At 70.5% G+C, this 23394-nt stretch carries 22 protein-coding genes and 1 tRNA gene; 11 read left to right on the top strand and 12 right to left on the bottom strand.

Annotated features, from left to right (window positions below):
• Positions 1-5: 5 nt before the first annotated feature.
• Positions 6-1538 carry an AMP-binding protein gene (locus CF8_RS05530; protein ID WP_010832150.1) on the bottom strand — a complete coding sequence of 511 codons (1533 nt, stop codon included), beginning with the start codon at positions 1536-1538 and terminating at the stop codon, positions 6-8.
• Positions 1539-1640: 102 nt separating this feature from the next.
• Here CF8_RS05530 and CF8_RS22360 point away from each other — a divergent pair, with 102 nt between their 5' ends.
• The 3 genes from CF8_RS22360 to CF8_RS05515 are packed head-to-tail and all read left to right on the top strand — an operon-like array spanning position 1641 to position 4109.
• Positions 1641-2018 (top strand): hypothetical protein, encoded by a 378-nt coding sequence (locus CF8_RS22360; RefSeq protein ID WP_036490323.1) that lies wholly within the window; start codon positions 1641-1643, stop codon positions 2016-2018.
• Complete coding sequence (locus CF8_RS05520; protein WP_036490321.1) at positions 1954-3450, top strand: sensor histidine kinase; 1497 nt, start codon at positions 1954-1956, stop codon at positions 3448-3450. Before CF8_RS22360 ends, CF8_RS05520 begins: the two co-directional genes overlap by 65 nt.
• On the top strand, positions 3435-4109 hold the full coding sequence (locus CF8_RS05515) for a response regulator transcription factor (RefSeq protein ID WP_010832147.1): 675 nt from the start codon (positions 3435-3437) through the stop codon (positions 4107-4109). Before CF8_RS05520 ends, CF8_RS05515 begins: the two co-directional genes overlap by 16 nt.
• Here the strand turns inward: CF8_RS05515 and CF8_RS05510 are convergent, their stop codons facing one another.
• The 6 genes from CF8_RS05510 to CF8_RS05485 all read right to left on the bottom strand — a co-directional run bounded on the left by CF8_RS05510 (position 4110) and on the right by CF8_RS05485 (position 8237).
• Positions 4110-5003, bottom strand: coding sequence for a serine/threonine-protein kinase (locus CF8_RS05510; RefSeq protein WP_010832146.1), 894 nt, complete (start codon positions 5001-5003; stop codon positions 4110-4112).
• Positions 5004-5008: 5 nt separating this feature from the next.
• Complete coding sequence (locus CF8_RS05505) at positions 5009-5386, bottom strand: hypothetical protein (RefSeq protein WP_010832145.1); 378 nt, start codon at positions 5384-5386, stop codon at positions 5009-5011.
• Between the two features lie 108 nt (positions 5387-5494).
• Positions 5495-5566: transfer RNA gene (locus CF8_RS05500), tRNA-Val, on the bottom strand.
• A gap of 139 nt (positions 5567-5705) precedes the next feature.
• The gene (locus tag CF8_RS05495) at positions 5706-6170 is read right to left on the bottom strand and encodes a peroxiredoxin (RefSeq protein ID WP_010832144.1); all 465 of its coding nucleotides are present in this window, start codon (positions 6168-6170) and stop codon (positions 5706-5708) included.
• The gene (locus tag CF8_RS05490; RefSeq protein WP_010832143.1) at positions 6167-7780 is read right to left on the bottom strand and encodes an AMP-binding protein; all 1614 of its coding nucleotides are present in this window, start codon (positions 7778-7780) and stop codon (positions 6167-6169) included. The genes CF8_RS05495 and CF8_RS05490 overlap by 4 nt, the downstream gene beginning before the upstream one ends.
• 37 nt (positions 7781-7817) lie before the next feature.
• On the bottom strand, positions 7818-8237 hold the full coding sequence (locus tag CF8_RS05485) for a DUF3052 domain-containing protein (RefSeq protein WP_036492281.1): 420 nt from the start codon (positions 8235-8237) through the stop codon (positions 7818-7820).
• Positions 8238-8462: 225 nt separating this feature from the next.
• Here CF8_RS05485 and aceE point away from each other — a divergent pair, with 225 nt between their 5' ends.
• Positions 8463-11225 carry a pyruvate dehydrogenase (acetyl-transferring), homodimeric type gene (aceE, locus tag CF8_RS05480; RefSeq protein ID WP_051204121.1) on the top strand — a complete coding sequence of 921 codons (2763 nt, stop codon included), beginning with the start codon at positions 8463-8465 and terminating at the stop codon, positions 11223-11225.
• A gap of 17 nt (positions 11226-11242) precedes the next feature.
• Here the strand turns inward: aceE and CF8_RS05475 are convergent, their stop codons facing one another.
• Complete coding sequence (locus tag CF8_RS05475) at positions 11243-12217, bottom strand: alpha/beta fold hydrolase (protein ID WP_010832140.1); 975 nt, start codon at positions 12215-12217, stop codon at positions 11243-11245.
• 154 nt (positions 12218-12371) lie between these two features.
• On the opposite strand from CF8_RS05475, the gene CF8_RS05470 reads away from it, so the two are divergent.
• The 7 genes from CF8_RS05470 to CF8_RS05440 all read left to right on the top strand — a co-directional run bounded on the left by CF8_RS05470 (position 12372) and on the right by CF8_RS05440 (position 19508).
• On the top strand, positions 12372-13580 hold the full coding sequence (locus CF8_RS05470; RefSeq protein WP_010832139.1) for a PucR family transcriptional regulator: 1209 nt from the start codon (positions 12372-12374) through the stop codon (positions 13578-13580).
• A gap of 79 nt (positions 13581-13659) precedes the next feature.
• Positions 13660-14844, top strand: coding sequence for an acyltransferase domain-containing protein (locus tag CF8_RS05465; RefSeq protein WP_010832138.1), 1185 nt, complete (start codon positions 13660-13662; stop codon positions 14842-14844).
• Complete coding sequence (locus CF8_RS05460) at positions 14844-15860, top strand: beta-ketoacyl-ACP synthase III (RefSeq protein ID WP_010832137.1); 1017 nt, start codon at positions 14844-14846, stop codon at positions 15858-15860. Before CF8_RS05465 ends, CF8_RS05460 begins: the two co-directional genes overlap by 1 nt.
• A gap of 72 nt (positions 15861-15932) precedes the next feature.
• The gene (locus CF8_RS05455; RefSeq protein ID WP_010832136.1) at positions 15933-16178 is read left to right on the top strand and encodes an acyl carrier protein; all 246 of its coding nucleotides are present in this window, start codon (positions 15933-15935) and stop codon (positions 16176-16178) included.
• An 86-nt stretch (positions 16179-16264) separates the two neighbouring features.
• The gene (gene fabF, locus CF8_RS05450; RefSeq protein WP_010832135.1) at positions 16265-17503 is read left to right on the top strand and encodes a beta-ketoacyl-ACP synthase II; all 1239 of its coding nucleotides are present in this window, start codon (positions 16265-16267) and stop codon (positions 17501-17503) included.
• The gene (locus CF8_RS05445) at positions 17503-18933 is read left to right on the top strand and encodes an acyl-CoA carboxylase subunit beta (protein ID WP_010832134.1); all 1431 of its coding nucleotides are present in this window, start codon (positions 17503-17505) and stop codon (positions 18931-18933) included. Before fabF ends, CF8_RS05445 begins: the two co-directional genes overlap by 1 nt.
• A gap of 86 nt (positions 18934-19019) precedes the next feature.
• A complete protein-coding gene (locus tag CF8_RS05440; protein WP_036490319.1) occupies positions 19020-19508 on the top strand; it encodes a hypothetical protein in 489 nt (162 codons plus the stop codon).
• Here the strand turns inward: CF8_RS05440 and CF8_RS05435 are convergent.
• The 4 genes from CF8_RS05435 to CF8_RS05420 all read right to left on the bottom strand — a co-directional run bounded on the left by CF8_RS05435 (position 19480) and on the right by CF8_RS05420 (position 23218).
• Positions 19480-20586 carry a YibE/F family protein gene (locus CF8_RS05435; RefSeq protein ID WP_232211581.1) on the bottom strand — a complete coding sequence of 369 codons (1107 nt, stop codon included), beginning with the start codon at positions 20584-20586 and terminating at the stop codon, positions 19480-19482. The two genes, CF8_RS05440 and CF8_RS05435, sit on opposite strands and share 29 nt — an antisense overlap.
• A gap of 93 nt (positions 20587-20679) precedes the next feature.
• Entirely contained in the window at positions 20680-21150 is a 471-nt protein-coding gene (locus CF8_RS05430) for a DUF3145 family protein (RefSeq protein ID WP_036490318.1), read from the bottom strand.
• Positions 21151-21372: 222 nt separating this feature from the next.
• Positions 21373-22260, bottom strand: coding sequence for an alpha/beta fold hydrolase (locus CF8_RS05425; RefSeq protein WP_010832130.1), 888 nt, complete (start codon positions 22258-22260; stop codon positions 21373-21375).
• A gap of 25 nt (positions 22261-22285) precedes the next feature.
• On the bottom strand, positions 22286-23218 hold the full coding sequence (locus CF8_RS05420; RefSeq protein ID WP_010832129.1) for a hypothetical protein: 933 nt from the start codon (positions 23216-23218) through the stop codon (positions 22286-22288).
• Positions 23219-23394 lie beyond the last annotated feature (176 nt).

The raw sequence follows: 23394 nt of genomic DNA, 5'->3' as shown, positions 1-23394 counted from the left end.
CCACCTCAGTTGACCTGGCGGTCCTGCCCGTCCCAGTAGGGCTGGCGCAGCTTGAACTTCTGCAGCTTGCCGGTCGCCGTACGCGCCAGCTCGTCGCGGAACTCGATCGAGGTCGGCGCCTTGTAGCCCGCCGCCTTGTCCTTGCACCACGCGATCAGCTCGGCCTCGTCGGCCTGCTCCCCCGGCCCCAGCACGACGAGCGCCTTGATCGTCTCGCCCCACTTCTCGCTGGGGACGCCGATCACCGCCACCTCGGCCACGGCCGGGTGGGAGAACAGCACGTCCTCGACCTCGATCGAGGAGACGTTCTCACCACCGGTGATGATCACGTCCTTCTTCCGGTCGCTGATCGTGAGATAGCCGTCGTCGCCGATCACGCCGCCGTCGCCGGTGTGGAACCAGCCGTCGGCCAACGCCTTCGCGGACTCCTCGGGCTGCTCCCAGTAGCCCTCGAGCACCACGTTGGATCGCGCGAGCACCTCGCCCTCCGCATCGGTCGCGAGGCGTACGCCGATGGCCGGGGCGCCGGCGCGCACGAGCCTGCTCGCCCGCTCCTCGGGCGCGAGGTCGTCCCATTCGGCGCGCGAGCGGTTGATCGTGAGCAGTGGCGAGGTCTCGGTGAGGCCGTAGATCTGGATGAACTCCCAGCCGAGCTCCTCCTCCACCCGCACGATCGTCTTCGTCGGGGGCGGCGCACCGGCCACGATGATCCGCACCTTGTCGCGGCCGGGGATCTCGCCGTCCCAGTCGGCGGCCGCCTCGAGGACGGCCGCGACCACGGCAGGGGCCGCGCACATGACCGTGACGCCGTGCTTCTCGACCCGGCGCAGGATCTCGGCTCCGTCGATCTTGCGGATGACCACCTGCGGGACACCGAGCCCGGTCATGGCGAAGGGCATCCCCCAGCCGTTGGCGTGGAACATCGGCAGCGTGTGGAGGTAGACGTCACGATCGGTGACACCGGCGTGCATGCCGAAGGTGACCGCGTTGGTCCAGATGTTGCGGTGGGTGATCTGCACGCCCTTGGGCCGCGCCGTGGTCCCGGACGTGTAGTTGATGCAAGCCGTGGCCGACTCGTCGGGCTCCCACTCGCGCGGCTCCACGCCCTCGGCGGCATAGAGCGCCTCGTCGTCGCCGAGCACGAAGCGGTGCTCCGCGGTGACGCCCGCGAGGGCCTCGTCGAGCTCGGGGTCGACGTACAGGACCCGCGCCCCGGAGTGCTCGACGATGTAGGAGACCTCGTCGGGGCGCAGGCGGAAGTTGATCGGCACCAGCACGCGACCCGACCCGGAGACCCCGAAGAACGACGTCAGCAGGCGGGCGCTGTTGTGGGAGACGACGGCCACGCGGTCGCCGACCCCGATGCCGAGCTCGTCGAGCCTGGCCGCTTGGCGGCGAGCGAGCGCCGCCACCTGCCCGTAGGTCAGGTCGCCGAGCGGCGATGCAGGCTGGTCGGGTTCATCGATCACCCCCACCCGATCGGCGTAGACAACGCGGGCGCGGTCGAGGAAATCGGTCACGGAGAATGGCACGAACATGCGCATACTGTGACACGCAGCACCACTCGTCCGCCCCCTTCGATGAGAGAGTTCTCATCCTCTTCTCACCTCGTCGCCACGCTGCCGGTGCATCATCGCGGCATGACCCCGTGGCTGAAGGCGCTGATCGCCCTGGCGCTCGTCGTGCCGATGACGGCGTACGTCGCCGTGTCGCTCTCCTCCTCGGGCGCGGGCGAGCCCGCCGACCGCGGGCCGGTCATCATCCACGACCCGCCCTCCCCCACGGCCCCTGCGAGCAGGCGGCCGCGCCGTACCCCCGGACCGACCGCACCGGGCTCGGAGTCACCCGCGCCGACGAGCCCGCCGCCCGCCACCGCCCGCGTGGTCACCCCGCAGCCGACCGCCGTGGACGACGCAGACGACGCGGACGACGGCAGCGGCGATGATGGGGGCGATGACGACTCGAGGGGCGGAGACGACTCGAGGGGCGGAGACGACGCTGACGACCGGGACGACTGATCGCGGGCGCCGGCTCGCGCAGGTCTCGGTCCGCACCCGCATCACCGTCGTCATCGCGTTGCTCACCGCCCTCGCGATGTCGGGTGCGGGGCTGCTGGTGCACACGCTCGAGTCGTCACGCATCGAGCGTGCGGTGAACGACCAGATCGACCAGGAGATCGCGGAGTTCCGCGAGCTGCGCATCGACCCCCGCACCGGTGAGCGCTTCGACGACGTCGGGCGGTTGCTGCACGTCTTCCTGACCCGCAACGTGCCCGACGACAACGAGATGCTGGTGGGCTACGTGGAGGGCACCAAGCCGCTGCGTACCAAGAACCGGTACGGCCAGGAGATCCTCGACGAGCCGGCCTACCAGGCCGCGGTCGACCGGACGTCGCGCGACGGCGGCACCAGCGTCATCGGCTCCGAGCGGTTCGGGGAGGTGTGGGTGACGCTGGTCCCGGTCAGCAACGCCGGGGGCGACGGCGCCCTGGTGCTCGTCAACTTCCTCGCCGACGAGCACACCGAGCTCGACCGGACCCTGCGCACCTACACGCTGGTCGCGTTGATGTCGCTGGGGCTGATCACCGCCATCGCCGGACTCCAGTCGGGCCGCTTGCTCGCTCCCCTGCGCACCCTGGAGGAGACCGCGCGCGACATCACCACCACCGACCTGTCGCGGCGGATCCCGGAGCAGGGAAACGACGACATCACGGCCCTGACCCGGACGATCAACCTCATGCTGGAACGGCTCGATGCCGGGTTCACCGACCAGCGCCGGTTCCTCGACGACGCCGGCCATGAGCTGAAGACGCCCTTGACGGTGATGCGCGGCCACCTCGAGCTCCTCGACCTCGGCGACCCGCAGGAGGTCGCAGAGACACGCGACCTGCTGCTCGACGAGGTCGACCGGATGTCGCGGCTCGTGGGCGACCTGATCGTCCTGGCCAAGACCCGACGACCCGACTTCCTCACCACGGCGCCCGTCGACCTCGGCCAGCTCACCACCGACCTCCTCGCCAAGGCACGCGTCCTGGGCGACCGCGAGTGGGTGCTCGACGCGGCTGCCGACGGCAGCGTCGTGGTCGACGAGCAGCGCATCACCCAAGCGGTGCTCCAGCTCACCGACAACGCCGTCAAGCACACCGACCCGGGCGACACCGTCGCCATCGGGTCCGCGCTCACCGACACCACGGCGACCATCTGGGTGCGCGACACCGGCCCGTCCGTTCCCGAGGAGATCCGCGAGCGGATCTTCGAGCGCTTCGGACGCGGCCAGGTCCGTCCCGGCGACGAGGGCTTCGGCCTCGGGCTCTCCATCGTCCGCGCGATCGCGGAGGCCCACCAGGGCACGGTGTCGCTCGCCGACACCTCGCCCGGGGATCGGCCCACGGGCGCCCGGTTCGAGATCACCCTGCCGACCGAGGAGGTCACGCCATGGCCCAGATCCTGATCGTCGAGGACGAGCAGCGCATCGCGTCGTTCGTCGCCAAGGGCCTCCGGTCCGAGGGACACCAGCCGACGGTGGTCGGCGACGGTCCTGCGGGGCTCGACGAGGCGCTGTCCGGCCGCTACGACCTGATGGTGCTCGACATCGGGCTCCCCGACCTCGACGGCTTCGAGGTGCTCGACCGGCTGCGCTCCCAGGGCAGCCGGATGCCGGTGATCATCCTGACCGCGCGCGACTCCGTCACCGACACGGTCACCGCGCTCGACAGCGGCGCCGACGACTACATGGCCAAGCCCTTCCGCTTCGCCGAGCTGATGGCCCGGGTTCGACTGCGGCTGCGCACCGCCGACAACACCGAGGCCCGCCCGCACGAGGAGATCCTCCAGGTGGCCGGCGTCGTGCTCGACCGGCGGACCCGTCGGGTGTCGGTGCACGGGGAGGTGCTCGACCTGTCGGCCCGCGAGTTCGCCCTGGCCGAGATCTTCATGCTCAACCCCGGCCAGGTGCTGACCCGCGAACAGCTGCTCGACCACGTCTGGGGCTATGACTTCGACCCGGGCTCCAACGTCGTCGACGTCTACGTCGGCTACCTGCGCAAGAAGGTCGGCAGCGACGCCGTCGAGACCGTGCGCGGGGTGGGCTACCGGTTCAAGCCGTCCTGATCAGCGACGGACCTTGAAGCCGGCGAGGTTGCCGCGCGGCAGCCGCGCCAGCACCGGCGCCAGGGCGTCGACGATCTCGTACGGCGCTGGGCGGGCCTCCGGGTCGCGCGCGAGCATGGCCCCGATCACCGACACGACCTCGCGTGGCACGCCGTCCGGCAGCGCCCCGGGCTCCGTCCCGAGCTGCGGGAACCGCTCCTCCAGGGCCTCCGCCCGCGGCTGCGGGTCGGCGAACGCGCGACGGCCGGCCACGGCCTCGAACAGGGTCGCTCCCAGGCCCCACACGTCACTGGCGCCGCAGGGTCGCACCGTGCCGGGGTCGCACTGCTCGGGCGCCATGTAGGCGTCGGTCCCGATCAGGTGCCGAAGCTCCCGCGCGTCCTGCAGGGGTCGGGCGACCGACAGGTCGATCAGGCGAGCAGGAGCGCCCATGATGATGTTGCTCGGCTTGATGTCGAGGTGGGTCCAGCCGATGCGGCCCAGGTAGTGCAGGGCCGCGGCCACGTCGATCGCCAGCGGGAGGTACTGCTGCTCCTGCAGCGGCCCGTAGCGGCGTACGAGTGAGGACAGGCGTGGCCCGTCGATGTGCTCGAGGACGACGTGCGGACGGGGTCCGTCGAGGTCGTGGCGAAGACCGCGCACCACGACGGGGTGGTTGACCGCGGCCAGTGCCGCCACCTCCCGACGCAGCCCGCGACGGGAGGAGGCGCTGTCCAGCTGGTCAGGGCGCAGCAGCTTGACCACGACCGGTGAGTAGGTCACCTCGTCGAAGGCGAGCCACGCTTCGTAGGCCGCTCCGCCCCCGAGCTTGCGGACAGCCGTCAGCTCGGGGGTGATCGCGTCCCCGTCGGCGAGCCGCCAGCTCGACCCGACGGCCTCGGCGAGCTCCGTCATGACGCTCAACGACGCGTGTCGTTGCGGCTGCGGTCGTTGGTGCTGTTCGCCGACCAGTCGCGCTTCTTGTCGCCCGCACCATCGGTGGTCCAGTCGCGGGTCAGGTCGCCGCGGCTGAGGTCGCGGTCGCGGCTGACCGCGCTGAAGCGGCTGTTGGTGTTGTCGTTGGTCTCACGGCTCCGCGAGCGCGTGTCGTCGCCGCCGTCCGTGTCGCCGTCGGCGGTGTCGTCGTCATCGTCGTCGGCGACCAGCACCAGCTCGACGGCACCGTCCTCGCGCTTCAAGGCCTCGTCGGCGTTGACGGCCGGGGCCTGCATGGCGACCAGGCCGATCGCCGTGGCGCCGGCGACGCCGAGCAGGGCAGTCGGGAGAAGGTTCTTCATCGTGGATCCTCTCGTCGGGAGCCATCGGCTCCGGTGGGTGGATCCACCTTGGACGCGAGGCGTGAGGAGGCGATGAGGTCTCGATGAGAGGACTCTCATGGAGCTGGGTGCGTCGGGACGGTTTCGAACCGCCGACCGCTCGGGTGTAAACCGAGTGCTCTACCGCTGAGCTACCGACGCGCAGGGCAACACCCTATGAAATGAGCTGAACCGCTGGCGTCTCGGGTCACCAGCGGTTCAACAAGAGGAAGATTACGGGGGCCGTTCAAGACCTGTCAGCCGTTTTGCGCAAAACAGGCTGAAATTTCTTCCAACTGGTTCAGACCAGTGCCTGCAGCTGCGCCAGGTGCTCGTCGAGGTCGCGGCCCTCCGGGTTGGCGTTGTGGACCGCCCACGCCAGCTGGCCGTCGCGGTCGATGACGTAGGAGGAGCGCCGCGGGGTCCCCTTGACGTCGTCGAAGACGTCGAAGGCCTTCGCGATCTCGCCGTGCGGCCAGAAGTCGGAGAGCAGCGGGAAGTTGAGCCCCTCGGCGTCGGCGAAGGCCCGCAGCGAGTAGACCGGGTCGCACGAGATCGCGAGCACCTCGGTGTCGAAGGTCATGAACTCGTCGAGGCGCTCGCGGATGCCCGCCATCTCGCCGGTGCACACCCCCGAGAAGGCGTATGGGTAGAACAGGATCACCACGGCCTTGGTGCCGCGGTAGCTGCTCAGCGTGACGTCCTGCCCGAACTGGTCGCGCAGGGTGAAGTCGGGTGCCGGGCCTCCCAGTTGCAGACCCGTCATGCCTCCTCGTCCCAGGACACGAGCTCACGCTTGAGGATCTTGCCGGTGGCGTTGCGGGGCAGCTCGGGGATGACCACGATCTCCTTGGGCACCTTGAACCGCGCCAGGTTGGCCTTGACGTGGTCCTTGAGCTCCTCCTCGGTCACCTCGCCGCTGACCGCGACGAAGGCGCGCAGGCGCTTTCCGAACTCCGCGTCGTCGATGCCGACGGCCGCCGCCTCCACCACGCACGCGTGACCGACCAGGCAGTCCTCGACCTCCTTCGGGAAGACGTTCTCGCCGCCCGAGACGATCATCTCGTCGTCGCGCCCCTCGACGTACAACCGACCGTCGGCGTCGAAGCGACCGACATCGCCGCTGGACATCAGGCCCTCGACCATGGCCTTCGAGCCGCCGCCGGTGTAGCCCTCGAAGAGGAGGCTGTTGCCGACGAAGATGCGGCCGGTGGCGCCGGTGGGCACGGGCCGGTCGGCGTCGTCGAAGAGACGCACGACGGTGTTGTGCGGCGGCTTGCCGGCCGACGAGGGAGCGGCCCGCAGGTCCTCGGGGGTCGCGATGGTCGCCCACGCCACCTCGGTCGAACCGTAGATGTTGTAGAGGTTGTCGCCGAAGCGGTCCATCCACGTCAGCGCGAGCTCGCCCGGCAGCGCGGAGCCCGACGACGCGACGACCTGCAAGGTCGGCAGCGAGTAGCGCGACAGCACGGCCTCGTCGAGGGCCAGGACGCGCTGGAGCATGACGGGGATGACGACCAGCGACTCGCAGTCGTTGTCCTCGACGACGCGCAGGACGTCCTCGGGGTCGAAGCGCCGGCGCAGCACGACGGTCGAGCCGAGCAGCATCGACAGCGCGAAGTGCGCGAAGCCCCACGTGTGGAACAGCGGGGCCGCGATGTGGGTGCGCCAGCCGAAGTGCAACGGCATCCGCGACAGCAGGGACACCGCGGCCGGGATCCCGGCCTCCTTGCGCGGCGCGCCCTTGGGCGTGCCGGTCGTCCCCGACGTGAGGATCACGATGCGGGCGTGCCGGGTGGGCGGCGTGAGGTCGCCGTGGTCGTTGGCGGCGATCAGCGACTCCAGGGTGGCGACGCCGTCGATCGCCCCGTCGCTCCAGCCCACGACGCGCGTGGCGACGTCGGCGCCGGCGAGCAGGTCGGTGAACTCCTCGTCGTGCACCACGACGGCCGGCTTCTCGCGTGCGATCACGTCGACCAGCTGCGGGCCGGCGAACGCAGTGTTGAGGTAGAGGATGTCGGCGCCGAGCTTGGCCACGGCGATCGTGGCGTCCACGAAGCCGCGGTGGTTGCGGCACATGACGGCGACCGAGTCGCCCTCCTTGACCCCCAGGGCGGCGAGGCCACGGGCCAGGGCGTTGCTGCGCCCGTGCATCTCGCCGAACGTGAGCTCACCGAGCTCGTCGACGAGCCCCACGCGGTCCGGGTGGCGCACGGCGAGCGTCATGAAGCCACCCGCGGGACCGGTCCCCCAGCGGACGACGGTCCGGCCCAGGCCCGCCAGGGTGCGGGGGCCGTAGGGCCGGATGATGCCCGCGCCCCCCAGGACCTTCAACGACGTGGACACGTTGGCTGCGCGGTCGGTCAGCTTGCTCAAGTCAGTTCCTGGGGTCGTCGGCGGTCGCGGGGGCGCGTCACGCAGGGGTCTTCGGCGTGACCAGTCGCGTGGCCTGCCAGTCCTTGCTGACTGCGGCCGTCGTGGTCTGCGCGAGTCCGGCCACCGGGGCCGCCTCCGCGATGTCTGCGGCATCCACCGAGTTGGGACGGCCGACCTTGGGGGTGAGCAGCCAGATGACTCCACCCCCGACCAGGTCGGTCAGCGAGTCGACGAGACCGTCGACGAGATCGCCGTCCTCCTCGCGCCACCAGAGCAGGACCGCGTCGACGACGTTGCCGTAGTCGGCGTCGACCATGTCCGCGTCGATGGCGTCCTCGATCGCGACCCTGAGCTCGTCGTCGGTGTCGTTGTCCCAGCCGAGTTCCTGGATGACCATGCCGGGCGTCATGCCCAGCCGCTCTGCGGCACCTGTTGCCTGGGCAGCTCCGCCACCCATCGTCGAGCTCACGCCACGCCTCCGTTCGTCGAGGTCCGCCTGTACTGGCGGCTTTCGGTTGTCCGCCGGCGAATGGCCGACGGAGTGGGGGTAGTCCACCGGAGTTGCGGCAGCGACGCAACCCTGTCCCGCAACGTGGCCCCCACTTGTGCAACTCGTCAGTAGATTTCATGAGGGCATTTGGCGTGACACGATGCTCGGGTGAGTGATGAGTCGAACAACACAATGACCCCCACACCGGCACCGGCGCCGACCGCGCGAGCCGTGATCCACGAGGGCCTGCCCACCCAGCTGCCCGACATCGATCCCGACGAGACACTCGAGTGGCTCGACTCGTTCGACGCGATGCTGGACGGACGCGGCCGCGAGCGTGCCCGCTACGTCATGCTGCGGCTCCTGGAGCGTGCGCGGGAGAAGCAGGTCGGCGTGCCGGCCCTGCGCAGCACCGACTACATCAACACCATCCCGCCCGAGCGCGAGCCGTGGTTCCCCGGCGACGAGGACATCGAGCGGCGCATCCGCGCCTTCATCCGCTGGAACGCCGCGGTCATGGTCTCCAGCGCCAACCGCAAGGGCCTCGAGGTCGGCGGGCACATCGCGACGTACCAGTCCGCAGCGAGCCTCTACGAGGTCGGCTTCAACCACTTCTTCCGCGGCAAGGACCACCCCGGCGGCGGCGACCAGATCTACATCCAGGGCCACGGCTCGCCGGGCATCTACGCCCGCGCGTTCCTCGAGGGCCGACTGACCCAGGAGCAGCTCTACCGCTTCCGCCAGGAGGTCCAGCACGGCGTCGGTGCCGGCCTGCCCTCCTACCCGCACCCCCGCCTGATGCCGGACTTCTGGGAGTTCCCCACCGTCTCGATGGGTCTCACCGGCATCAACTCGATCTACCAGGCGCGGTTCAACCGCTACCTGTCCAACCGGGGCATCAAGGACACCAGCGACCAGCGCGTCTGGGCCTTCCTCGGCGACGGGGAGATGGCCGAGCCCGAGTCGCTGGGCGCGATCCGCATCGCCGCCCGTGAAGAGCTCGACAACCTCACCTGGGTCATCAACTGCAACCTGCAGCAGCTCGACGGACCGGTGACCGGCAACGGCAAGATCATCCAGGAGCTCGAGGCCAACTTCCGTGGCGCCGGCTGGAACGTCATCAAGGTGATCTGGGGTCGCGAGTGGGACGCCCTGCTCGCCAAGGACGTCGACGGCGTGCTGGTCAACCAGATGAACACCACGCCCGACGGCCAGTTCCAGACCTACTCCACCGAGGACGGCGGCTACGTCCGCGACCACTTCTTCGGCGGGGACACCCGGCTCAAGGCCATGGTCGAGCACATGACCGACAGCCAGATCGAGAAGCTGCCGCGCGGTGGCCACGACTACCGCAAGGTCTACTCCGCCTTCGACGCCGCCTCGAAGCACGCCGGCCAGCCCACGGTGATCCTGGCCCACACCATCAAGGGCTGGACGATCGACGCCCTCGAGGGCAAGAACGCGACCCACCAGATGAAGAAGCTGACGCCGGCCGACCTGAAGAAGTACCGCGACCGGCTCTACCTCCCGATCAGCGACCGCGAGCTCGAGGAGTCCTACGAGAAGACCGGTGGCGCGCCGTTCTTCCACCCCGGCACCGACTCCCCCGAGATCGAGTACATGCTGGAGCGCCGCAAGGCCCTGGGCGGTTCACTGCCCAAGCGCGTCAAGCGCGCCGCCGACCTCAAGCTGCCCGGCAACGAGATGTACGCCGAGCTCAAGCAGGGCTCGGGCAAGAACAAGATCGCCACCACCATGGCCCTCGTCCGGCTCCTCAAGGACTGGATGAAGGACCCCGAGATCGGCGACCGCATCGTCCCGATCGCGCCCGACGAGTACCGCACGTTCGGCATGGACTCGATGTTCCCGAGCGCGAAGGTCTACAACCCCGGCGGTCAGCAGTACGAGTCCGTCGACCGCAAGCTGCTGCTCGCCTACAAGGAGTCGGCCCAGGGCCAGATGCTGCACGAGGGCATCTCCGAGGCGGGTGCCGTCGCCTCTGCCACGGCCGCCGGATCGACGTACTCCACCCACGGCGAGCACATGATCCCGTTCTACATCTTCTACTCGATGTTCGGCTTCCAGCGCACGGCCGACTCGATCTGGGCGATGGCCGACCAGCTCGCCCGGGGCTTCCTCATCGGCGCCACCGCGGGCCGCACGACACTGACCGGTGAGGGACTGCAGCACGCCGACGGCCACTCGCCGCTGATCGCCGCGACCAACCCCGCGGTGGTGCACTACGACCCGGCCTACGCCTACGAGGTCAGCCACATCATGCAGGCGGGGCTCGAGCGGATGTACGGCGCCGACGCCGAGGACGTCATCTACTACATCACCGTCTACAACGAGCCCGTCTCGATGCCGGCGCAGCCCGAGGACGTCGACGTCGACGGCATCCTGCGCGGCATCCACCGGGTCGGGGTCGCCGAGGGCGACGGCCCGCGCGTGCAGCTGATGGCGTCGGGCGTGGCGATGCCCTGGGCGACCGAGGCGGCGCAGATCCTCGCCGACGAGTGGGGCGTACGTGCCGACACCTGGTCGGTCACCTCGTGGAACGAGCTCGCCCGCGACGCCGTCTCCGCCGAGTCGTGGAACCTCCTGCACCCCGGAGAGCCCAAGCACACCGCCTACGTCTCCGACAAGCTCGCCGACGTGGCGGGTCCGGTGGTGGCCGTGTCCGACTTCATGTGTGCGGTGCCGTTGCAGATCGCGCGCTGGGTCCCCGCGGACTTCCGCGTGCTGGGCACCGACGGCTTCGGCTTCGCCGACACCCGACCGGCCGCGCGACGCTTCTTCAACGTCGATGCCCACAGCGTCGTCGTGCAGGCGCTGCAGGCCCTCGCCGACGCCGGCGAGCTGCCGATGGACAAGGCCGTCGAGGCAGCCGCGAAGTACCGCATCGACGACCCCACCGCCGTCCGCGACGTCAAGCAGGAGGGCGGCGACGCCTGAGGCGGCGACGCCTGAGGTCAGGCGCCGGTGCTCAGCACGTGCACCGGCGCGACCGGCGCCTCGCCCGCCTCGGCCTGGAGCGGCACGACGCGCGGTCCGTCGGCCAGCAGCTCGCGCCAGTCGTCGCGGTCGTACGTCGCCGGCTCGGTCGTGCGGATGAAGTCGTTGATGATCCGCACGAACCGCTGGGGGTGATCCTTGTGCGGGAAGTGCGCCGAGTTGGGGAGCACTTCGACGCGCGCCGAGGGTGCGAGCGCGGCGGCGTTGCTGGCGTGCCGGACCGGGATGAGCTGGTCGTTGCGTCCCCAGATGACGCACATCGGCATCTTCTCGGTGAGGTAGGCCCGGTCGGCCATGGTGACGATCTGGCCCTTCCAGTCCACGACGGCCCGCACGACGTGCCGGATGGCGGTGCGGGTGTGGGGGTCCTTGAACGACTCGTAGATGTCGGCCACCTCGGCCAGGTCGCGCAGGGACCGGCTGCCGGTCGCGGCGAGCGCCCGCAGGCCTGTCCTGCCGATGTGCCGGATGCCGGGCAGCGTGAGCAGGCCCATGACCTGGTGGAAGCCCGGGGTGGTGATCGCCCGGATCGCCGGCGACACCTCCGGGCCGAGGCCGCCGCTGGAGACCAGGACCAGCCGGTCGCAGCGCTCGGGGAACTGGTAGGCGAACTGCATCGCGACGCCGCCACCGAAGCTGTGGCCGACCACGGTGACCGACTCGATGCCGAGCACGGTGAGCAGGTCGCGCATGCCGTTGGCGTAGCCGCCGACGCTGTAGTCGGCGCGCGGCTTGGCCGACTCCCCGTGACCGAGGAGGTCGGGTGTGATCACCGTGTAGCGCTTGGCCAGCGACTCGATCACCGGGGCCCAGGTGGTGTGGTCGCACCCGAGGCCGTGGAGCAGGAGCAGGGCGGGGCCGGAGCCGGTCTTGACGAATGCACGCCGATGTCCGTGGATCTCCACGAACTCCAGCTCAGGCAGGTCGCTCACAAGCACTCCCGGGGGTCGAATGATTTTCGCGATTCAACCAGAACACGTTCCATGTCGGGAGCTTTGACCACATCGGGTGTCGCTTCTGGACCGATTTGTTACCTCCGCACAGCATCTGCGTGACGGAAGTGACCCTTGGGACTAGATTCGACGGGTGTCGACGCCCGAACCCTCCCGCCGCCGGGCCGCTGCGGCGCTGCAGCGCTCCACCGGCGCGCTCAGCACGGCCGCGATGGCCAGGATGGCCAGCGACCTCGAGTGGTTCGAGGAGCTCAGCGCCCAGGACCGCTCCTGGGTCGGACTCGTCGTGCAGGGCGGCATCAAGGGCTTCATCGACTGGTTCGGTCACGACACCGAGATGGATGGCCTGCACCCCGGCGACACTCCCCCGCTCGCCGCCGCAGTCTTCGGCGCCGCACCACGTGAGCTCACCGGCGTCATCGACCTCAAGCAGACGGTCGACCTCGTCCGGCTCAGCATCTCGGTGGTCGAGGCCAACATCGACGCCTTCCTCGATCCCGCCGACGCCTTCGAGGTGCACCAGGCGATCCTGCGCTACGGCCGCGAGGTCGCCTTCGCCACTGCCGAGGTGTACGCCCGCGCCGCCGAGGTCCGCGGTGCCTGGGACGCACGCCTCGAGGCCCTCGTCGTGGACGCGGTGCTGAGGTCGGAGGCCGACGAGGCCGTGCTCTCGCGCGCGAGCGCACTCGGCTGGGGCGCACGCGGCGATGTGGCAGTCGTGCTGGGGGCTGTGCCTGCCCAGCGCACGGAGACGGACATCTTCGAGCACGTGCGCCGCGCGTCGCAGGCAGCCGGGATGGATGCGCTCTGCGCCACGCAGGGCGACCGGCTCGTCGTGGTCCTCGGCGGCGTCAACGACCCGCACAAGGCCGCGGGCCGCATCGTCGACCACTTCGGTCCCGGCCCGGTCGTGGTGGGACCGGTGACCGGCGACCTCGGCCACGCACACGCCTCGGCGCGCGCCGCGATGTCGGCCTACCGCTCGGCGCCGGGCTGGCCGGAGGCTCCGCGACCGGTCCGCAGCGACGAGCTGTTGCCCGAGCGAGCGCTCGCGGGCGACGGTCACGCGCGCCGCCACCTCGTGGACCAGGTCTACCTGCCGCTCCTGGGTGCGCGCGGCACCCTGATCGAGACGCTGGCTGCCTACTTCGAGCACGGGTGCGCGATCGAGGCCGCGGCTCGCCATCTCTTCGTGCACCCCAACACGGTCCGCTACCGCCTCCGCCAGGCCACCGAGGTGACCGGCCTGGCGCCCACCTCCGCACGCGACGCCTTCACCTTGCAGATCGCGCTCGTGCTGGGGCGGCAGTCCGGTCGTGGCACCCCCGACAGTTCTTTGTAGGAACCCTACAAAGAACTGCCACCGAGATTCGTGCGGGTCCGAGGCGAACACAGTGCCTGTCAAGCGGCAGGCTGGGCGTGTGCTCGTCATCGTCGCTCCCGGCCAAGGGGCCCAGACCCCCGGCTTCCTCGTTCCGTGGCTCGAGGACCCCGTCTTCGCCTCGCGGCTCCAGTGGCTCTCGACCGTCGCCGGGCTCGACCTGGCCGACTACGGCGCCAACGCCGACGCGGAGACGATCCGCGACACCCGGATCGCCCAGCCGTTGCTGGTGGCGACCGGTCTGGTCGCCGCGCTCGACCTGTTCCCGCACCCGGCCGACGCGTTCGCCCGGATCGGCGCGGTGGCAGGCCACAGCGTCGGCGAGCTGACCGCCGCAGCCGGTGCCCGCGCCATCACCGCCGAGCAGGCCATGGTGCTCGTGCGCGAGCGCGGCGCCGCCATGGCGACTGCCTCCGCCGCGACCCCGACCGGCATGACGGCGGTGCTCGGGGGTGACCGCGAGGAGGTGCTGGCCGCACTCGCGGAGCACGGCCTCACCGCCGCCAACGACAATGGTCCGGGTCAGATCGTGGCAGCCGGCACGCTCGAGCAGCTGGCGGCCTTCGCCGCCGAGCCGCCCGCGAAGGCTCGCCTGATGCCGCTCTCAGTGGCCGGTGCGTTCCACACCTCCCACATGCAGCCGGCCGTCAGTCACCTGGCGGCGCTGGCCCGCTCGGTCTCCACGCACGACCCCCGCACGCCGGTGATCTCCAACCGCGACGGCCAGGTCGTGCACGACGGTCGCGACGTCGTGGCACGCATCGTCGGCCAGATCGCCTCCCCCGTCCGCTGGGACCTGTGCATGGAGGCCATGCTCGACCTCGGCGTCACCGGCATCTTGGAGATGCCGCCGGCGGGCACCCTGACCGGCATCGCCAAGCGCGCCATGAAGGGTGTCGAGACCTTCGCCCTCAAGACCCCCGACCAGCTCGACGACGCCCGCGCCTTCGCCGACAAGCACGGTGAGGCGTCGATGATCGAGACCTCGCCGACCTGGCGGATGGTCGTCTCCCCGGGCAAGGGCACCTTCCACCGTTCCGCGGAGGCGGCCGACCTGGCCGTGCTCCCCGCCGGCTGCACCATCGGAGAGGTCGCCAGCACCCGCGACAGCACCCGCGTCTCGGCCCGCCACGGCGGCAGCGTCGTCGAGTGGCTCGTCGAGGACGGCGACCTCGTCTCCCCCGGTCAGCCGCTGCTGCGCCTGCACCCCGAGGGAGTCTCCTGATGACCGGCACGCTCTCCGCCGTCACCGGCGCTCCGCACGCCGCGATCCTCGGGATCGGCGCCTACCGCCCCGTGCGCTCGGTGCCCAACGCCGAGGTCGTCGAGGCGATCGACTCCAGCGACGAGTGGATCCAGCAGCGCTCCGGCATCAAGTCGCGCCGATGGGCCGGGCCCGAGGAGTCGGTGCAGATGATGTCCGTCGCCGCCTCCCGGATCGCGATCGAGCGGGCCGGCCTCGATGCCAAGCAGATCGACTGCGTCGTCGTGGCGACGGTCAGCCACCTGCTCCAGACCCCGGCCGTGGCCACCGCGATCGCGCACGAGCTCGGCACCGAGCAGGCCGCGGCCTTCGACATCTCCGCGGCGTGCTCCGGTTTCTGCCACGGCATCTCGCTCGCCTCCGACTTCGTCCGCGCCGGCAGCGCCCGTCACGTCCTGGTCATCGGCGTCGAGCGCCTCACCGACATCCTCGACCTCAACGACCGCGGCACGGCGTTCATCTTCGCCGACGGTGCGGGAGCTGCGGTCGTCGGACCCAGCGACACCCCGGGCATCGGGCCGGTCGTGTGGGGCTCGGACGGCGAGCAGTTCGACCTGATCCGACAGCGCGAGGACTGGCGCGACGTCGTCGGCACCGTCGACGAGCCCGGCAGCGGCATGATGCCGCACCTGACGATGCAGGGCAGCGCTGTCTTCCGCTGGGCAGCCTTTGCCATGGCCAAGGTCGGCCAGCAGGCCCTCGACAAGGCCGGCATCACTCTCGACGAGCTCGACGTCTTCGTGCCCCACCAGGCCAACATGCGCATCATCGACACGATGGCCCGCTCGATGAAGCTGCCCGACCGGGTGCGGATCGCCCGCGACATCGCCGACCAGGGCAACACCTCCGCGGCGTCGGTGCCGCTGGCGCTCGACCGGATGATCGCCGAGGGTGACGCCAAGTCGGGCGACACCGCCCTGCTCATCGCCTTCGGCGCCGGGCTGTCCTACGCCGCCCAGGTCGTCACCGTCCCCTGACCCGCTCCAGCCCGTGCACCACCCCGATTTTTCACACCCACCACAGCACCACCCCTCCTGAAAGGAAGGCCCATGGCCACCACTGAAGAGATCCGCGCCGACCTCGCCGAGATCGTCAACGAGGTCGCCGGCATCGATGCCGACGACGTTCAGCTCGACAAGTCCTTCGTGGACGACCTCGACGTCGACTCGCTCTCCATGGTCGAGGTGGTCGTGGCCGCCGAGGAGAAGTTCGGCGTGACCATCCCCGACGACGAGGTCAAGAACCTCAAGACCGTCGGCGACGCCGTCGCCTTCATCGAGCGCTCGCAGGACTGAGCCCACGGCGGCCGGGCACCCACCCGATGCCCGGCCGCCCCTCTGCTTCCCCCAGCCAGCACTCCCACCAGAACGGACACAGCCACATGACCTCGACTCGCGTAGTCGTCACCGGACTCGGAGCCACCTCCCCGGTCGGCGGTGACGTCACCTCCACCTGGGACGCCCTGCTCGCGGGTCGGTCCGGCATCCGGCACCTCGACGACGAGTGGGTCGAGCAGCTCCCGGTCAAGATCGGTGGCCGTGTTGCCGTCGAGCCGTCCGAGGTCCTCGAGCGCGTCAAGGCGCGCCGTCTCGACCGGGCCAGCCAGTTCGCCATGGTCGCCGCCGACCAGGCCTGGGCCGACGCCGGCCTGGAGGGCTCGGGACTCGAGCCCGAACGTCTCGCCGTGTCCTTGGCCTCCGGCATCGGTGGCGTGACCACGCTGCTGACCAACTACGACACCCTGCTCGAGAAGGGTGCGCGTCGCGTCTCCCCCCTCGCCGTACCCATGCTCATGCCCAACGCCCCGGCGGCCAACGTGAGCCTCAAGTACGGCGCACGCGGCGCCGTGCACGCCCCGACCTCGGCCTGCGCGTCGGGCAACGAGGCGATCGCCATGGCCATCGACCTGATCCGCCTGGGCCGCGCCGACGTCGTGCTGGCCGGTGGCACCGAGGCCGCAATCCACCCACTGCCGATGGCGGCCTTCGCCAACATGATGGCGCTCTCCAAGAACGAGGGCGACCCGACGAGCGTCTCCCGCCCCTGGGACACGGCCCGCGACGGCTTCGTCCTCGGCGAGGGCGGTGCCGTGCTCGTCCTCGAGTCCGAGGAGCACGCCCGCGCCCGCGGCGCCCACATCTACGCCTACGCCCTCGGTGCCGGCATCAGCAACGACGCCCACGACATCGCCCAGCCCGACCCCGAGGGCCGCGGCGGCACCCGCGCCATCCAGATGGCGCTGCGCGAGGGTGACGTCGACCCGGCCACCGTGGTGCACGTCAACGCCCACGCGACCTCCACCCCCAAGGGAGACATCGCCGAGGGCCTGATGCTGCACACCGTTCTCGGCAAGCACGTCGAGCAGTGCGTCGTCACGAGCACCAAGTCGATGACCGGTCACCTCCTCGGTGGCGCCGGCGCACTGGAGGCGGTCGCCACCGTGCTCGCGCTCAAGAACCGCACGAGCCCGCCGACGATCAACCTGGACGACAAGGATCCGGAGGTCGACCTCGACATCCCGACCTCGGCTCGTGCCCTGCCCGACGGCGACATCGTGGCCCTCAACAACTCCTTCGGTTTCGGCGGCGCCAACGTCGCCGTGGCGTTCGGCAGCGCCTGATGACCGCCACCGCAGCCAAGCCCGCCAAGCTGCCCCGCGACCAGGACCCGCGCAACCCGGTCCACCGCCTCACCGCGCTCTTCGACGAGGGCAGCCTCGAGCTGCTCACCGAGGACGACGACTCAGGCATGCTGGCCGCCATCGGCCGGGTGCACGGCACCACGGCGGTCGCCTTCTGCAGCGACGCCACCGTCATGGGCGGCGCCATGGGCGACCTCGGCTGTCGGGTCGTGGTCGACGCCTACCACCGCGCCATCACCGACGGCGTCCCCATCATCGGCCTGTGGCACTCCGGTGGCGCACGGCTCGCCGAGGGCGTCCTGTCCCTGCACGCCGTCGGCCGGATCTTCCAGGTGATGACCCAGGCGTCCGGCAAGATCCCGCAGATCTCGGTGGTGCTCGGCCCGGCCGCCGGTGGCGCCGCCTACGGCCCCGCGCTCACCGACGTGGTGATCCTCGGGCCCGAGGGCCGCATCTTCGTCACCGGCCCCGACGTGGTCCGCTCGGTCACCGGCGAGGACGTCGACATGCTGCGTCTCGGTGGTCCCGAGCCGCACGGCCGCAGGTCCGGCGTCGTCCACATCCTCACCGAGTCCGAGCACGAGGCGCTCGACCGGGCGCGCATCGTCGCCTCGCTGCTGGGCGCGCAGGGCAGCCTCGACCAGGACTCGGTCGAGGACCGCGACCTCGAAGCCATCCTCCCGGAGTCCAAGAAGCGCGCCTACGACGTGCACCCGCTCGTCGAGGCGGTGCTCGACGACGACACCATGCAGGAGCTGCACGCCCGCTGGGCCCCCAACATCGTCACGGCGCTGGGCCGGTTCGGCGGTCGCACCGTCGGTGTGGTCGCCAACAACCCGCTCCGGCTGGGTGGCTGCCTCGACTCGCTGTCCGCCGAGAAGGCGTCCCGCTTCGTGCGGATGTGCGACGCGTTCGCCATCCCCCTCATCGTGCTCGTCGACGTCCCGGGCTACCTCCCGGGTGTCGGCCAGGAGTGGGACGGTGTCGTACGCCGCGGCGCGAAGCTGCTGCACGCGTTCGGCGAGTGCGTGGTCCCGCGCGTGACGCTGGTGACGCGCAAGACGTACGGCGGTGCCTACATCGCCATGAACGCGCGCTCGCTCGGAGCCACCCGCGTCCTGGCGTGGCCGGGCGCGGAGGTGGCGGTGATGGGCTCGGTGGCCGCCATCCGGATCCTGCACCGGCGCAAGCTCGCCGAGGTGTCCCCCGAGATCCGCCCGCGCGTCGAGGCCGAGCTGGCCGCCGAGCACGAGCGCATCGCCGGTGGCGTCGACAAGGCCGTCGAGATCGGCGTCGTCGACGAGGTCGTCGAGCCGTCCCGCACACGCAGCGCCATCGCCGCGGCCTTCCGTCACGAGATCGACACCGCGGGAGTGCGCCGCGGCCAGCACGGCAACATCCCCCTGTGAGGCTGCCGAAGGCCGCCCCGGCATAACGCCTCTGCTTGCCGCGCGTTGTGCCCTGTGTCCATGGTCACGTCCACAAGGAGCTCCTGATGTCCCGCCGTCCCGCCGCCCACGTCGTCTCGCCGCTGGCGAGCGCCGCGATCGTGCTGACGTTCTCGACTCCCGCCCATGCGCTCACGAGCGACCCGCTCAGCGACCTCCTCCACGGCCTGACCGGCGACACGGAGGCGGAGCAGCCGGCGTCAGGGGAGATCGTCGAACGCGCCACCATCACGGCCCGCGACCAGAAGCTGCGACCCGGCTGCCGGACCTACTCCATCACCTACGACGTCGAGGTCCCCACCGATGACTGGACCCTCGAGTCGTCCATCGTCGATCGGCGCGGCAAGGGCGTCGCGTCGTTCGCGATCATCAGCCCCAACGACGACGCCATCGACACGTTGACCTACCGGTTGTGCCGGGGCGCCACCGTGCCCGGCACCTTCCGCATCCGCTCGGTCCTCAACTGGTACGACGACCCGTCCACGCCCAACGAGGTCAAGGTGCCCGTCACGCGGTTCCGGCTGAGCCGTCCCTAACCGCTGGCGCCACGGTCGCGGCTGCGATCGCGGTGGTCACCGGCACGGCCAGCACCAGGCCGATGGCCGAGGCAAGCGTCCGCGCGACCTCCTCCGCGATGGCCTCGTCGCTGAGGATGTCGATCAACGGCCGGTCGTAGAGCGAGATGAGCAGCATCGTGGCCACGGCCGTGCCTGCATAGGCGAAGACGATCGTGTAGATCGTCGAGGCGATGTGGTCGCGCCCGATGCGCATGCCGGACGTGAAGAGCTGACGCCTGGTGAGCTGCGGCGCGGCCTCGCGCAGCTCCCACACCGACGAGCTCTGGGTGATGGTCACGTCGTTGAGCACACCGAGACCGGCGACGATCACGGCGCAGGTGAGCAGCCCACGGAAGTCCAGCTGGTCGGCCTGGTTGCGCAGCAGCAGGCTCGACTCGTCGCCCAGCCCGCTCAGCCGCGCCGTGCTGATGGCCACCAGTCCGATGCCGGCGGTGATGAGCAGGCCGACCAGGGTGCCGGCCAGCGCCGTCGACGTACGCACCGACGGGCCGTGGGCGAGGTAGAGGACGACGAACATGATCGCCGTCGAGCCGACGAGGGCGACGGCCAGGCCGGACTCCCCCGCCAGCAGCGCAGGGAGCATGAAGTAGCCCATGACCAGCCCGGCGAAGACCAGGCCGAGGATCGCCAGCAGGCCACGGACCCGCGCGATCACCGCGACGACGAGCAGGAAGGCCAGCGCCAGCCAGCCCAGCGGCGGCTTGCGGTCCACGCCCACCCAGCCGTAGTCGGGCGTGTCAGCGCCCTCCTTCGGGATGGCGACGAGCGTGACACGGTCTCCGACACGGACGGCGTCCGCGACGCCGGGCGGCACCCGCAGCCCGGTCACCTCACCGGCGTCGTCGAGGCGTACGTCGACGTCGTCGCAGACGTCGGGGAACTCGGTGGACTCCTCGGTGACGACGGGACAGGGATCGCCCACGCGGAGCACCTCACCGTCGGGATAGCTCACGCCGGCTGCGGAGTACGGCGTGGTCGGCCGTTCGCCGCTCGGCCACAGCACGCCCAGGCCGATCACCGTCGCGACCGCCGTCAAGGCGAGCAGGATCAGCAGCAGTCGCGTGACCGGCGCGGACGTGCGAACGTCGACGGCGCGATGCGAGTGCGAGTGGCCGTGCCCCACGGATGCTCAGACGACCTGGTGCAGCCAACGGACGGGCGCACCGTCGCCGGCGTGCCGGAAGGTCTCGAGCTCGTCGTCCCACGGCTTGCCCAACAGCTTGTCGATCTCGTTGAGCAGCGTGGTGTCGCCGAGGGCGGCCTTCACGACCGCGGCCTTGAGCCGGTCCTCGGGGATCATGATGTCGCCGTGCAGGCCGGTCACCGCGTGGAAGACACCCAGCTCGGGCGTGTAGGAGAAGCGCGTGCCCTCGCTGGCACTGCTCGGTTCCTCGGTGATCTCGAAGCGCAGGTGGTTCCAGCCACGCAGCGCCGAGGCGACGGAGGCCGCGGAGCCCACCGAGCCCACCCACGACAGCTCAGCGCGGTAGCTGCCCGGCTGGGCGGGCTGCGGGATCCAGTCAAGGCTCACGGCAACGCCGAGCACTCCGCCCACGGCCCACTCGATGTGAGGGCAGAGAGCAGAGGGCGCTGAGTGCACGTAAAGAATGCCCCGGGTCCCGGCAACATCCGGGCGGGCGTGAGTGCTTGTGGTCACCGTGACCTCCTTGAAGTTCCGACGCTGAGATGCGCCTTCCCCAGCGGTCTGTGCGACGGTTTCAAGGAGTGGGAGTGACACGTGTGTGATTAGACCCCCATTGTGACCCATGGGGCATGAGTTTGCCAATGGGACAGGCCAGAACGCCTGCGTGTCGCGCGCGGCTCACGCGTCCAGGATCGAGGTGATCACGTCGCGGGTGATGCCCAGCCCGCCGAGGTGGCTCTCCCCGTCGATCACGGTCATGGTGGCGTCGGGCAACCGGCCCACGCAGTGCTGGCCGTGGGCGAAGGGCACGATGTGGTCGGCGTCGCCGTGCCACCAGCGCACCGGCACCCGCACGTCGGCCAGGGCGAAGCCCCACTCGCGTGTGAACAGGATCAGGTCGGCCAGCGGAGCGCTCATCTGGGTGCGCGAGCCGTTGAGCAGGTCGTCGAGGAACATCGCCTTGAACTCAGGGCGTGCGAGCAGGGTCCTGTCCCCCGCGGGCTGCACCGCGCCGTACAGGTCGAGAACGGGGCCCGCCAAGGGGCGCACGAGGCGGATGCCCTGGGTGATGGCGAACCCCGCGGGCAGGCGCATCGGACCGAGCAGCGGCGCGCAGCGCACCGCGAGCTGTATCAGCCCGCCCGGCGCCGCATCGACACCACGCGTCGGAGCGACCCCGCCGAGCACCGCGGCCGCGAGTACCCGATCCGGCATGGCAGCGCCGGCCGCCAGCACGTAGGGACCGCCGCCGGACAGGCCGACCAGGCGGAACGTGTCGACGCCGAGGGCGTCCAGCAGCAGCCGGAGGTCCTCGGTCCACTCCAGGACGTCCTTGTAGAGGTACGGCGAGGACCCGCCGATGCCCGGCCGGTCGATCCCGATGATGCGGACTCCGAGCTCGGCCGCGAACGCGCGGGCCTCGATCGGGATCTGGCGGCGGGCGCCCGGTGTGCCGTGCATCCACACGATCGGTCGCCCGTCCGCCGGGCCGTACTCCGCGAAGCTGAGCTGGCGACCGCCACGCACGGCAGCGGTCCCCTCGAGGGTGGGTGGATCTACGCGCATGGGCGAATCGTGGCAGATCGCCCGCTCAGACGTTCCGCTTCTCCAACAGCTCGGCCCGCTCGGCCGCGTCCGTCAGCTGCTCGCTGTCGATGGCGTTGGTCCGGTGGAACCAGGCCAGTGCGTCGGCCTCGCGGCCGGCCACCTCGAGCGTGTCGGCATAGGCGTAACGAAGGCGCACCACCCACGGCGAGCGGCTCTTCGACATCAGCGGGGCCAGCTCCAGGGTGCGCAGCGCGGCATCCAGCTGACCCATGTCACGACGGGCACCCGCCTCGACGAGCGTCATCTCGGCCTTGGCGTCGGGCGCGAAGTTGGCGACCGAGGGGCTCTTGGCGAGCTTGAGCGACTGCTCGGGGTTGCCGAGTGCACGGTGGCAGTCGGCCATCATCGGCAGGTAGGCGGTGGCACCATTCATCCGCTTGGCAGCGCGCAGCTCAGCCAGCGCCACGGAGTAGTGACCGGCGGCGTAGGCCGCCTCGCCCACGGCTTCGCGCACGATGGCGATGCGTGAGGCGCGCGCCCTCGCCGCGAGGGTGTGCCGGTAGGCCGTCTCCGCGTCGTCGTCGATCATCATCCCGGCAGCCGCCAGGTGCCGCGCGACGCGCGCGGCCAGCTTCTCGGGCAGACCCTTCAGCTGGTTGATCACGGCGCGGTCGAGCTCTTGCCCGGTGAGCTCCTCGGGCAGCGGCGGACCGTCGTACTCAGCCTGGTCGACCGTGCGTGGACGCTGTTCTTCACGGGGACGCTTCCAGTCGCCTTCGCGCTTGCGATCGGCACCGCCACGGGTGTCGCGCGACGTCGGCTTGCCGCCACGCGCGTCAGGACGACCGCCGCGGGAGTCGGGCTTGCCGCCGCCGGTGTCCGGCTTTCCGCCCCGGCTGGAGGAGGTGCCACCGCGCGCCGGCGGCTTGGAGCCGCCTCGAGCGGGTGGACGCTGGCTACGACGTTCCTCGGCCACGACAGAAACCTTTCGGGGGTGCTAGCTCACTGTGCAGATGTAAGTCAGATGGGGCGTGCGATGACACGGTACTGGTGATGGCGCCAAGATGCAGCCACCAAATGCAGCAGAGGCCACCTGTCACCAGGTGGCCTCTGCCCAATTGTTGTCCGGCGGCGTCCTACTCTCCCACAACC

The organism is Nocardioides sp. CF8, assembly GCF_000389985.1.
Taxonomy (GTDB): domain Bacteria; phylum Actinomycetota; class Actinomycetes; order Propionibacteriales; family Nocardioidaceae; genus Nocardioides; species Nocardioides allogilvus.
Note: the sequence above shows the minus strand (reverse complement) of the source record. Positions and strands in the feature narration are given on the sequence as shown.